At 57.9% G+C, this 12,646-nt stretch carries 11 protein-coding genes; 6 read left to right on the forward strand and 5 right to left on the reverse strand.

The features are described 5' to 3' along the window. Positions 1-90: 90 nt before the first annotated feature. The gene (locus VH599_02050) at positions 91-1,056 is read right to left on the reverse strand and encodes an aromatic ring-hydroxylating dioxygenase subunit alpha (GenBank protein HEY7347074.1); all 966 of its coding nucleotides are present in this window, start codon (positions 1,054-1,056) and stop codon (positions 91-93) included. 71 nt (positions 1,057-1,127) lie between these two features. Then, entirely contained in the window at positions 1,128-2,330 is a 1,203-nt protein-coding gene (locus tag VH599_02055) for an acetyl-CoA C-acetyltransferase (protein ID HEY7347075.1), read from the reverse strand. Positions 2,331-2,565: 235 nt separating this feature from the next. On the opposite strand from VH599_02055, the gene VH599_02060 reads away from it, so the two are divergent. From VH599_02060 to VH599_02070, 3 genes are read left to right on the forward strand one after another with little or no spacing between them, the layout of a single operon-like run. Continuing rightward, a complete protein-coding gene (locus tag VH599_02060) occupies positions 2,566-3,141 on the forward strand; it encodes a TQO small subunit DoxD (GenBank protein HEY7347076.1) in 576 nt (191 codons plus the stop codon). Between the two features lie 19 nt (positions 3,142-3,160). Then, entirely contained in the window at positions 3,161-3,592 is a 432-nt protein-coding gene (locus VH599_02065) for a hypothetical protein (GenBank protein HEY7347077.1), read from the forward strand. A gap of 48 nt (positions 3,593-3,640) precedes the next feature. Further along, positions 3,641-4,882, forward strand: coding sequence for a glycosyltransferase family 2 protein (locus VH599_02070; GenBank protein HEY7347078.1), 1,242 nt, complete (start codon positions 3,641-3,643; stop codon positions 4,880-4,882). A gap of 96 nt (positions 4,883-4,978) precedes the next feature. On the opposite strand, the gene VH599_02075 is transcribed toward VH599_02070, so the two are convergent. Next, positions 4,979-6,466 (reverse strand): aminotransferase class V-fold PLP-dependent enzyme, encoded by a 1,488-nt coding sequence (locus VH599_02075; protein HEY7347079.1) that lies wholly within the window; start codon positions 6,464-6,466, stop codon positions 4,979-4,981. 337 nt (positions 6,467-6,803) lie between these two features. Between VH599_02075 and ada the strand changes: the two genes are divergently transcribed. Beyond that, on the forward strand, positions 6,804-7,901 hold the full coding sequence (gene ada, locus VH599_02080) for a bifunctional DNA-binding transcriptional regulator/O6-methylguanine-DNA methyltransferase Ada (GenBank protein ID HEY7347080.1): 1,098 nt from the start codon (positions 6,804-6,806) through the stop codon (positions 7,899-7,901). A 111-nt stretch (positions 7,902-8,012) separates the two neighbouring features. Here the strand turns inward: ada and VH599_02085 are convergent, their stop codons facing one another. Beyond that, positions 8,013-9,599, reverse strand: coding sequence for an oligosaccharide flippase family protein (locus VH599_02085; protein HEY7347081.1), 1,587 nt, complete (start codon positions 9,597-9,599; stop codon positions 8,013-8,015). A gap of 210 nt (positions 9,600-9,809) precedes the next feature. Continuing rightward, a complete protein-coding gene (locus VH599_02090) occupies positions 9,810-10,202 on the reverse strand; it encodes a CBS domain-containing protein (protein HEY7347082.1) in 393 nt (130 codons plus the stop codon). A 507-nt stretch (positions 10,203-10,709) separates the two neighbouring features. Between VH599_02090 and modA the strand changes: the two genes are divergently transcribed. After that, positions 10,710-11,546: a molybdate ABC transporter substrate-binding protein gene (modA, locus tag VH599_02095; GenBank protein ID HEY7347083.1), complete on the forward strand. Its 837-nt coding sequence runs from the start codon at positions 10,710-10,712 to the stop codon at positions 11,544-11,546. Positions 11,547-11,663: 117 nt separating this feature from the next. Then, entirely contained in the window at positions 11,664-12,536 is an 873-nt protein-coding gene (locus VH599_02100) for an ABC transporter permease (protein ID HEY7347084.1), read from the forward strand. Positions 12,537-12,646: the final 110 nt, after the last annotated feature.

Here is a 12,646-nt window from a genome sequence, read left to right on the forward strand (position 1 = left end):
ACAAGCTGCCTCCATACAAACACCTGCAAGCCACGCTGCTTACATTGTAGAAAGGGAAGCAAGAAGGGTGTGACGGGTTGCATCAGGAGCCTAAACGGTTCCAAAAGTCATCCCCAGTTCTTTGAGGTGCTTCCGATAGGCGATAGCCAGCGCATCAGAACGATGATGCAGTTCGGCTTGCAGGTCGAGCGGAAGACGTTCTGGCCGCTGCGCCTCGACCACCGGCAAATCTTGCGCAACAATCACGTCCTCAAAGGCCCGAATCTCTTCAGCCGGAGTGTCATAGCCATAGTTCATCGCCAGCCACATCCACCCGATGCAGACCGCTTCCTCGACAGGCGTGATGGCGAGATAAATCACAAAGTTTTGCCCTGTCGTCTTTTTGAGATACCCGGTGAATGGCCGGAAGATCGAGTAGGTGTAGGTCACGGTAGCGCCCTGGCCCAATCCATCGGGATTGGGCTGCCAGACGCGAATATCGTTTGCCGTAATGCCCTCTGGCCCCACCACGATCTCATACTTCTCGATCTCGGCGTGCTGCGGATCTCCCAGCAGCCCTTCATGGACGTAGGGAAAATGGGCTACGTCCAAAAAGTTCTCCATAAAGCGGGTTCCGCTGGCTTTACAGGGATAGGGGCCGCAGAGAATCTTGCGATAGGAAGCGTCGTCCCACTCCACAAAAGCAGGGATGTCACGCTCTGGATTCCCCATGCACACCCACACCAGGCCATAGCGTTCCTGCGCCTGATAGACTTTATACACATGCACGTTGCTTGCCGGGACTTGTCGTGGGTGCGCCGGAAAGCGAATACACTGCCCATCCTGGTTATAGGTCCAACCATGATACCCACAGATCAGGGTGTCGTTTTCAATGCGGCCCATCGAGAGCGGTGTCCCCCGATGCGGGCACAAATCTTCCCACGCGGCGATCTTCTCCCCCACGCGCCATAAGACCACATCCTCTCCAAGCAGGCGAACCGATAGAATTTGCCCCTCCTTCAGCCCTTCCGCCTGAGCCACCGGATGCCAATCGTTGAGCAGCACAGCATCAATCATTAAGAATTGTGCCCTTCCAGGTTCTCATCAACAAGCGTATAGTTCATCGCGGCAGGGCTTGTCGCCCCGCCTTAATTCAGGCGCTCGACGATCATCGCCATGCCCTGGCCGCCACCGACGCACATCGTTTCAAGGCCAAAGGTTTTGTCGGCAGTGCGCAGGCCATTGATCAGCGTCGTCATAATGCGCGCGCCCGTCATCCCATAGGGATGCCCCAGCGCAATCGCGCCGCCGTTGACGTTCAGCTTCTCCCAGGGGATGCCAAGATGCCTGGCCGACGGGATAACCTGAGCAGCGAACGCTTCGTTAATCTCCACCAGATCAATGTCATCAATGGTCATATTTGCTCGCTTCAGCGCCTGGCGGCTGGCTTCGATTGGTCCCAACCCCATGATCTCCGGGTTCAGCGCCGAAACACCACTCGCCACGATGCGAGCCAACGGCGTAATGCCCAGTTCTCGCGCTTTGCTATCGCTCATCACCACCACCGCAGCAGCGCCGTCGTTGAGCGGGCAGGCGTTGCCCGCCGTGATCTGGCCGTCTGGCCGAAAGACTGGCTGAAGTTCGGCCAGTTTCTCCATCGTCGTGCCAGGGCGGGGGCCGTCATCTTTCGCCACAACCGCGCCGCCGGGCGTCGTAATCGGCGTGATCTCGCGCTCAAAAAAGCCATTCTGCTGCGAACCCACCGCCCGATGCTGCGACAGGCAGGCGAACTCATCCATTTCCTGGCGGCTGATGTGTTCGGCCAGGCGAACATTCTCTGCGGTCTGGCCCATCGCAATATAAATATCGGGCAGCCCAACTGGGGGTTCCCATGAATCAGCTCCCTGCGTGCGCTCTTTCGTGCGCGCTTCGGCCTGCGCAAAAGCCGTGTTATGCGGGCCAGCGTCAGCCACCCCATTCATAAACCGGCTCACGGTCTCGACTCCGGCAGCCACAAACACGTCACCCTCGCCCGCTTTAATGGCGTGGAAGGCCATCCGAATGGTCTGGAGCGACGACGAGCAATACCGATTCACCGTCACGCCTGGGACACCCGGCATACCCGCCAGGATCGCCACCACCCGCGCCATATTGAACCCCGACTCACCGGCAGGCTCACCGCAGCCCAGCAGCACGTCCTGAACAGTGGTGGGGTCCAGTTGAGGTACCTTCGCAAGCGCCGCCTTCACAATGGTAGCGGCCAGATCATCGGGTCGGCACTCCACCAGCGACCCTTTTGCGGCTCGCCCAATGGGGCTTCGCGCAGCAGCAACAATGACAGCTTCGGGCATGATGATCTCCTTTAGTTGTTCTGAACTGAGGTGATCCGAACTGGTTAAACCGGAGTCTTAGTCCATCCTCTGGGCCTGCCTCATTATCGGGTAGAAGGGAAGGGCGCGTCAATGGTAGATTTTCGTTCAAGCCTTCTTCTCAGCCCACTACCGTAATCTGTTACAGTAATAGCTAATAGATCAACTTTCCCGCAGACTCCCACCATCCATACGCTCTGAAAGGCTGGTTCTGATAATGAGTGCTTCTGCTGCCGATGCCCACGAATCTGCCGCCGGATTCGGGGCTGGTCCTTCTGACCGCGCGCCTTCATCGTCGGTGACATTGGGCGAACGGAGCCTTCTCACACTGGCGCTGGTACGTATCTTCTTCGGGTTTCTCTGGTTTCAGCAGCTTGCCTGGAAGATGCCGCCCGACTTTGGCGGGCTGCGTACCGATGTCGAGCGAGAGGTCCAGCACACTATTCTCCCTGGTTACAGCACCATTATCCAGCATGTCTTCCTGGCACACTTTTCTGTGCTGGGGGCCGGTATCTGGGCCGCCGAGTTTCTGGTAGGTATGTCGCTGCTCTTTGGCCTCTTCACCCGCCTGGGAGTTTTGCTGGCGCTGATACTCTCGATCCAGCTTTACGTCGGGATAGCCTACGCGCCCGGCGAATGGTACTGGGGCTATGGCATGCTGCTGATGCTCAGCCTCGTTCTGCTCGCAGCGCCTGCGGGCCGACGGTTGGGAGTTGATCAGATACTCTGGCCTCGGCTCAATCAGATAGCAAAAACAAGCCGCCCAGCCCGCCTGCTGCTGCGATTTGTCTAAATCACCAGGAGGAAACAACATGCGCAGCATTCGTGACGGCCTTCTGGCCGGAGCACTCTCCGGGCTGCTCCTGGTGACGCTGCTCTTTTTCGATGAAGGGCCGGGCAACCAATTGATACTCGTCGCGCAATCACTCGGACTGGATGGTCGCACAGGGAGCAAGTGGGTTGCCACGCTGGTGATATTCGTCCTGGGAGCCATCATCGGTGGACTCTTTGGCGCGTTACAGCGGCAGCCATCCGCTTCTCGTGGGTGGGCTTTGCTCTGGGGATTGATTGTTGGCGTCGTCTGGTGGGCCGTCCTCTTCGTCGTCGTAGGAGGCATAGCGCAGCGGTTGCCGTTTTCGTTCTATACACTGCTGCTGTATCTCGTTCTCTGGCTGGTCTACGGCCTGGTTCTGGCAAGCGCGTACACAACGATGCGGCAGAAAGGCGCTGGACAACCAGCGTGAGCATGGTCCCATAGAAGTTCAGCGGCAAGCTTTTGTATAATGCGTAGTATGAAACTATGGCGTCTCTGGCGCTCCTGGGCGCGTTTGCTGCTCTGGGCGCATGCTCTCAGCATCCTGAGTTTTTATCTCATTCTTTGGCGGCGCACTGCCCCACCCAAAATCAGTCAGACCAGGGCTGCGCCCGAGCCAATTCCTGAACACATCACTGTTTCAATAATTGTGCCTGCGGGAAATGAAGAGCGCAATATTCGCCGCTGCGTCACTTCACTTCTGGAGCAAGAGATGGCAAACAACGAAACCTATCAAACGCTGGTCGTTGACGACGCTTCGACAGACGGAACCGGGCGCATTCTGGAAGAAATTGCCCGCTCGCATCCTCACGCAGACCGATTGCAAGTGCTGCGGCTCGATACACTCCCTACGGGCTGGGCGGGCAAGCCCCACGCGCTGCACGCCGGCGTGCAGCAAACGCAAGGCGACTGGCTGCTGTTCACCGATGCTGATACCTGGCACACCCCTCAAGCCTTGCATGCGGCGCTCACGGAGGCGATCCAGGCCAACAGCGACCTGTTCTCCTTTGGAACTCAGCAAGAGCTTCCGGGATTCTGGGAGAAGGTCATGATGCCAATGGCCTATCTGGGCATCAGCATGAACTATCCCCCCAGATTGGTCAATGACCCGACCAGCCCGGTAGCCATCGCCAATGGGCAGTATCTTTTGATTCGTCGCAGCGTCTACGAAGCACTTGGCGGCTACGCGCGCCCCGATCTTCGCAGCACCTTGCTGGATGATCTCGATCTTGCGCGGCTGGTCAAGCGTCACGGGTATCGCCTGCGTCTGGTGGATGGCCGCGATCTGGTGCGGGTGCAAATGTATCAAGGATTAGCGGAAGCCTGGCGCGGCTGGCGCAAAAATGCGTTTTTAGGCAGTCGCGGAGGCATCCCGTTCGTTCTGCTGCAACTCATTGGTTTGCCAATCATGACCATTCTCCCGTTCCTGCTGCCTTTGCTGGCCGTAAGCAAGAAGGCGCACAGAGCCTCGGGCCTGTCGCGCCAGGAAATCATCGCTGCCGGACTGATAGAACTGACGCCCTTACTGGCTTATCGCTTTTGGGAAAACCGGGCGATGAGAGTCCCCTGGTATTATGCTTTTACCCACCCCCTGGCGGGCGCTTTGTTTGCGGGTATCCTGGCCCAATCAACCTGGCAAGTGTTGACAGGCAAAGGCGTAGACTGGCGCGGCAGGAGCTATTACGGGAAGTCGCGGCCAGGCTCAGAGATAGATCAATAATAGAATACATCAAGAATGATATAGGCTGATCAGCTATATCAAGAATGATATAGCTGATCAAACCATAACGGTGGATCACGCGCGCCCGGCTCTGATTCAGGAGGCGACCTGGGCGGCCCCTCCCTGCAACAGTTCCCAGAACCGTAGCACATGCTGGTCAGTTGTGCGAATATTCCCAATGGCGCAGCGCAGAGTAAAATGCTCATGTACTTTGGTATGCGAGATAAAAATCTCGCCGCTGGCGTTGATATACTCCATGAGCCGCTCATTGAGCGCATCCAGGCGCGCCTCATCCGATTCGCCCAGTGGATGGTAGCGAAAGCAAACGGTGCTAAAGGGCGCTGGGGCCATGCGCTCAAACTCCGGCGCTGCATCTATCCAGTCCACCAACATCTGCGCCAGCCGACGATGCTCGCGCAGACGCCGGGCCAGACCCTCCTGCCCAAAGTAGCGCAGAATCATCCAGAGCTTGAGCGCGCGGAAGCGCCGTCCCAGCGACGTGCCATAATCCATCAGGTTCACCACTTGATCGTCCACGCTGGTCTGGAGAAAGGCAGGAACCAGGCTAAACGCCTGACGCAGCATCTGAGGCCGTCGGCAATAGAGGACGCTGCAATCAATGGGAGTGAACAGCCATTTATGCGGGTTGACAACAATAGAATCCGCTCGATCACATCCGGCCAGCACAGGGCGCAATTCCGGCAGAATCGCTGCCGGACCCCCATACGCCCCATCAACATGCAGCCAGAGGCCATATTGTTCGCAGAGATCGGCAATCGCCGGAACCGGATCAATACTGGTAGTAGAAGTCGTGCCCACTGTGGCAGCTACCGCAAAGGGTCGCCAGCCAGCCGCGAGATCTTCTTCGATGGCCGCAGCCAGCGCGCGAGCGTCCATGCGAAATTCGTCGTCAGTCGGGATTTTACGCAGCCCGGCCTGGCCGATGCCCAGCACAATAGCCGCTTTATCAATTGATGAATGCGCCTCCACCGAAGCATAGGCGCGCAGACGTGGAAGACCTGGCCGTCCGGCCAGCCCTTCCTCACGCGCCTGTAATCCCTCTATAGCTTCGCGCGCCGCCGCCAGCGCGTAGAGGCTGCTGGCAGAAGCGGTATCGTTAATTACCCCCATGAACGTATCCGGCAAATCGATCATCTGGCGCAGCCAGCCAAGCGCCACCTCTTCCAGTTCAGTTGCCGAAGGCGAAGTGCGCCAGAGCATCGCATTCACATTGAGAGCCGCCGACAGCAGTTCGCCCAGGATGCCCGGCCCGGAACCAGAGATTCCAAAATAGGCCATAAAGCCTGGGTGATTCCAATGGGTGATCCCTGGCACAATGACGCGCTCAAAATCCTCCAGAATGGCTGCCATGCTCTCTGGCGCGCGGGGTGGTGTATCTGGCAGCGCAGCCTTAATGGCTCCGGGCGCAGCTTTGGAAAGCACCGGATAAGCGGTCATATCTGCGAGATAGGCTGCCACCCATTCGATGAGTTGATGTCCATAACGGCGAAAAGCTTCGGGGTCCATATCTCCCAGGCCCATCTGCCCAGGATCAAGCGGCTGGTTGCCAGGCATGCTATCCATTCCGGTGACTCCATCTCTCTAAGGGCGCCTCACACAACCGCCGCACGAGCAGGGGCGGGGTTGTAGCGCCGTCCTTCCAGGCGGCAGGGGTGGGGCCACCCGTCGGTTGTGTGAGGCATTCTAAGGGGTGTTGCCTGTCCAATGGCAAACCTATGAAGCATCATAGCCAAAGCCTTGCAGATTGGCAAGGCAAAAGCCCTGCAAAAATACTCTGCAAAAATACTTTGAGGACAAGAATCGGATAGATTTTGCACCCATCATGGCTTATCATTCCTATGTGAGAAGCATGACATACAAAAGCAGAGGCCGATGCTCCGGTTGTGAGAGGTTGTTCATAATGACAAACGAAGCAAGTTACTGGCAGGCAGTGCTGACAAGGGACAGAAACTCCGATGGGCGCTTTGTCTACGCTGTGCGCTCTACAGGGATTTACTGCCGCCCGTCGTGTCCGTCGCGGCGGCCAAAGCGCGAACAGGTACTCTTCTTTCTGCTCCCGCAAGTGGCGGAGCAGGCAGGGTTTCGCGCCTGTCGGCGTTGCCAGCCGCGAACCGTTGACGGCTATACGAATGAGCAGGTTGAATTGGTACACCAGGCATGCCGCGCTATCGAGGCCCATCTTGATGACGATCTTAGCCTCGCCAGCCTGGGCGCTCAACTCCATATCAGCCCGCATCATTTACAGCGCAGTTTCAAGCGTATCGTGGGAATTACACCACGCCAGTACGCCGAAACATGTCGCCTGGGCCGGTTCAAGAGCCGTCTCAGAGAAGGAGAAACCGTGACCAGCGCCATGTATGAAGCGGGCTATAGTTCCAGCAGCCGACTCTACGAGCGAGCGCCCGCCCACCTGGGCATGACACCAACCGCATATCGAAAGGGTGGTCTTGGGATGAATATTGTTTACACTATCGTTGATAGCCCTCTTGGCCGCCTGCTGGTTGCAGCAACAGAACGAGGGATTTGTGGAGTAAGCTTGGGCGACTCCGATGCCACGCTCGAAGCGGCTCTGCGCCACGAGTACCCCGCCGCGCAGATTCAACGCGACGAAGCCGGGCTGAAAGAATGGGCGCCCGCTTTCTTGAGCTACCTGAATGGCCGCCAGCCGGACCTTAGCCTGCCAGTTGACGTCCAGGCAACGGCATTTCAATGGCAGGTCTGGGAAGCACTGCGGGCCATCCCATCCGGCAGCACGCGCTCGTACAGCGAAGTCGCTCAAGCGATTGGTCATCCTAGGGCAACGCGCGCCGTCGCCAGAGCATGCGCTACCAATCCGGTAGCTCTCGTTATTCCCTGCCATCGCGTGGTGCGCCAGGACGGCCATCCTGGCGGCTACCGCTGGGGAATAGCGCGCAAGCAGCAGTTACTTGAGCAGGAGAAAGCAGCGCAATCCGCTGCCGATAAGGAAGCGATGCAAACAGTGGGCAGGCATGGCTAATACTCAAATCCTGTTGAATGCGAGAGGCAGCCACCTACAGGTGGCTGCCTCTCTTCATGCGATGTGGTATAAACAGCCGCCATAGCGGTTAGACAGAGGCTTCCCAGACAGCTATAGGTTATTACCAGCCGAGGTAACATCAGCAGCGGCTAATGCCGATTTGGGGATCAGGCGCATCAACGCAGTACGCAGCCAGGAGTGCATCCTGCTCAGCAGCGCCGCATCTTCGGCTTCCAGCGGTTTGACCAGCAGAAGCGCCGCAAGCAAGAGTACTGTAAAGAGCAGGCCCGCTCCGATCAAGCCCAGCCATCCTTCTGGGCGCCAGAGCAAACCCGCAATGACTGGCACTGCCAGCGCCAGCGCGTAGCGCAGCACGAAGAGCAGTGGATAGCGCCGATTGAGAGAAGGCAAAAGATAGGCCAGTTGGGCCAGTTCCACCAGGACAGGCGGCAAGCCGGTAGCGATGAGCGCGCCCATTGGTCCGTTTTTGGGGATAAGCAGAAAACCCAACAGAACAGTCAGCGCCAGCGAGGCCCATTGTAAGTACACGACGAAACGCTGCTTTTCCAGCACATACAACGCCGCTTGATGGGTACCTCCGCCTGAAACGCGCGTGAGGATATTAAAGACCAAAAAGAGTTGCAGCAGGGGGCCAACGTCGGCATACTCCTCCCCAAAAAGCAGGACAACAATGGCTTGTGCATTCAACAGCGAAAAGACCAGCAGCGGCAGCGCCAGCAATGTCTGGACCTTCAACACAGCGCGCCAGGAAGTCGCCAACCAGGAGCGGTTTTCGCCCGTGTAGGCGGCGGTCATCGTTGCCATACCCACGCCACTGAGGCCAGCCACCAGCAGCAATCCAGCAGAATGCCCTAGCTGAAAGGCCAGGTTGAAGAACCCTATCTGGGTTTTGCTAAAAGCATACAAGACCAGCAGCGAGATCACCACCTGCTTGAGCAATGCGTTGCCCGCCAGGTTCGTCAACCACGCGGCCACACTCAAGCGCAGGGCTGGCAGCAGTGAAATGGCCTGGCGTGGGCGTCGCATCAGCAAGAGAGGAGCGAGCCAGAAGAGGTAAGCGAAGGCTGTAAGCCAGGAGACGATCCCAAGCGCCCAGAACACGCCATCCACTCCCCAGCCCAGCTTCAGAAAGCCCCAGGCCAGCGCCAGATTGGCGGCCTGTGAGCATCCACTGACCACCAGAATGACACGAGTTCGCAGCAGGGATGTGAAGATCGCAAAAAGGATACTGACAATCCCGCTGCCACCCACATAGAACGCCAGCGAAATCAGATGGTTCTGAAGCGCCGCGTCTCCTAGAGCATCGGCAAGGCCGACAGATCCAGGGATACTGAGTTGATTCAGCCAGCCAGGCAGCACCGGTAGGAGGAAGAGCATCGCGGCACAGAACGCCAGGAGAAAGAGCAAGCGAGTACCGAGTAAGCGGCGAATAACGCTGCTCGCCTGCGCTCGCCCATCTTCGGTAAGCGCGCGCGGTACCCAGATCGTGGCAGCTTCTTCCAGCCCAAAAGAAGACAGATAGGAAACGGTTGTAAAGGCCGTAAGCCCGTAGGCGTATGCCCCGTACTCCTGGGGGGGTAAGCCGCGTGTCACTACCTCGGTCAGCAGAAAGCTTGAGCCAAAAAGCCAGAGTTGATACAGTTGGTTCCAAAGGAAGCCCATTGGTGCGCGTCGCACCAGCACCTCTGCTTGTAATGCGCCACTACCTCGCGCTTCAGTTCTGAGAGATGCGCTGGTCCTGGTTTGGCCGCCGTTTGTAGGGATGAAAATCACCACCCTTATCTACTCGCATATGCCCCTGGCGTGCCTGAGTATAGCATATCTCATCAAAAGCGCAAACCAACAAATCCTATACCTCTGGCGCCAATAGAGAGAGCGCGGGGTACGTTAATCCTCTTGTGTACCAATAACCAGTTCAGGGTGATCAGTATAGGCTATCGCACGCACAATGTCGCCTTGACTGACAATGCCAACCAGCGATTCTCCGCGCATCACCGGCACGCGATTGATCTTCAGCCGCCCCAATAGTCGCGCAATCTCCTGAACAGGTGTATCCTCAGCCACACTCGTGACCTTGCCGGTCATAATTTCACCTACCGTTGCGCCCGTTTTGCTCAGGAGATCGGCCCTGGTTGCCACTCCGATCACCGCCCCATCGTCAGAGACAACTGGCGCGCCGCTGATATGGCGCAAAGAAAGAAGCTGCGCAAGATCAAAAACGGATGTCTGCACCGTGACTGTCAGGACCGCCGTACTCATAATGTCGCGCGCTGTAAGCATCGGTAATCATCTTTCTCCCGGGTGGCGAGGCTGCTCTGGCCTCACCTGCCCTTGCAATGCTGTCAATCAGCCAATCGTTGCTTCGATCTGCCTGTATCTTATCCCTGACCTGGCCGCGAGCAATGATGCTTCGGTATCTCCATTCTCCTCCAAAGTATAGTGAACCACTGCTGGATGGTCAAGGGAGGGCCAGGTACTCATTGGGCAGCTTACCTAGTGACACATGAGGAAGTTACACTGCTCTCGCTCTTTGTCTGAGGGGGCGCCCGCCAGAGTTGACATGGCGAAACCAGCATGCGATAATCCTCGCAACCTACTCAGCCACTAAATATTGAGTGGGTAAGTATCTTTTGCGCTTGCTGTAACCGTGAATTGAGGAGAAAGGGAGGTGCAGGGGAGGCAGACGTTGCCTCTTACGGCGTGAGGAATCATCCTGCAGAACGGTTTCTGCACTTCATGACGACCTTATCTTAATGATAGCAGTCTTGTAGAAGGGGGACCATATTCATGTCACGTTTGTTCAGGCTTTCCCGTCTTGCGATCCTCGTGGCGCTGCTCTTCTTTATGGGCACGCTAAGCGCCTGCGGCGAAGCTTCTTCTGGCAACAGCCCGACACCCGCGCCCAAGATCACGCTCAATGTCTTCGCGGCAGCCTCGCTGACCAATGCCTTTAAAGAGATCGGCCAGGCGTTCCAAACGGCCCACCCCAATGTCACCGTCAGCTTTAACTTTGCTGGCTCCCAGACACTGGCTTCCCAGATCAATCAAGGCGCCAAGGCTGATGTCTTCGCCTCGGCCAACCAGAAACAAATGGATGTCGTCGTCCAGGCCGGTGGCGCTGATGCCAGCAAAAGCCGGGTCTTTGTCCAGAACCTGCTGCTGGTAATCATCCCCAAGAGCAACCCTGGTCAGATCTCCACCCTGCAAGACCTCGCCAAGCCGGGCCTCAAGATCGTCCTGGCCGACAAGTCTGTGCCTGCCGGGCAATATGCCGCCGACTTCCTGACCAAGGCCAGCGCAGACCCCAGCTTCGGCGCCAACTACCAGGCCAATGTCACCAAGAACGTCGTCTCTTATGAAACCGATGTCGAGGCCGTCGTGACCAAAGTTGTCCAGGGTGAAGCCGACGCGGGCATTGTCTATGTCACTGATGCCCTGGCAAACTCCAGTCAGCTCGGCCAGATTGCCATTCCCACCAATCTACAAACAGTCGCCGTCTATCCAATTGCGCCGCTCAAGGCGTCCAAGAACGCGGCGACCGCTCAGCAGTTTGTAGACTTTGTTCTCTCCAGTGATGGGCAGACGATCCTCGCCAGGTATGGCTTCAAGTCCCCGAACGGCTAAACGACCGCTCGATGAGCGCGCCCTGGCACACATTGGCGCGCGCCGGGGCCGCTCTGGTATATTGCAAGTATCGGCTCTCCTTACAGGTGAGGGCAGAGGTCAGAGAGTGAGGCAGGTGTGCAACTTCAGTCCAGCGCAAAGGCGAACGTTCCACCCCAACCACGAGCAGCGCCGCTGCGGCTCAGCACGGCACGCTGGCTGGCGCTGGCGCGGCAGTTAGTCCTGGTGCTGGCGAGCCTGCCGATGCTGCTTTTCTTCCTGCTGCCCCTGGTGGCCCTGGTGCTGCGCGTGCCACTTGACACGCTGCTGGCGAACCTGGTAGACCCCACTGTCGCCAAAGCAGTCCAGTTGAGCCTGACCACGACCCTCATCACCACTGGCGTGACCATTCTGGCAGGTACCCCCATCGCCTATCTGCTCGCGCGCGGGCGCTTCCCTGGTCGCATCGTGGTGGATACCCTCATTGACCTGCCTATGCTGCTGCCGCCTGCGGTGGCGGGAATTGCGCTGCTCGTCGCTTTCGGACGGCGCGGGCTGCTGGGGCCGTCCCTTGAAAACGTTCATATCGAACTCGCCTTCTCCACTACGGCGGTGATCTTCGCGCAGGTGTTTGTGGCTGGTCCCTTCTATGTGAAGACGGCGATCACCGCCTTTGCCCGTGTAGACCGCGAGATCGAGCAGGCCGCAGCGGTTGATGGAGCGGGCGCGTGGGGCGTCTTTCTGCGGATCACGCTGCCGTTGTGCTGGAGTACGCTCTTCACCGGCGCAGTAATGACCTGGGCGCGGGCGATGGGCGAGTTTGGGGCTACGATCCTGTTTGCGGGCAACTTCCCCGGCATCACTCAGACGATGCCGTTGGCGATCTATGTCGGCTTCGAGAGCGATTTCCAGGCTGCACTCACCCTGTCGGTCATTCTGCTGGTGATTGCCTTCCTGGTGTTAGTCGTTGTGAAAGGGGTCTTGCGGCAGCGGTTGGCAACGACACTGTAAGGCACTCCCAGCAAGAAAGGGGCACACTTATGTTTCCACATGAAGCCCCGGCCTTTGATATGTAAAGCCATCCCTATCCCACCTTCTTAGCTCTCCCGTGGAGATTGTGC

The organism is Ktedonobacterales bacterium (assembly GCA_036557285.1).
GTDB lineage: Bacteria > Chloroflexota > Ktedonobacteria > Ktedonobacterales > DATBGS01 > DATBHW01.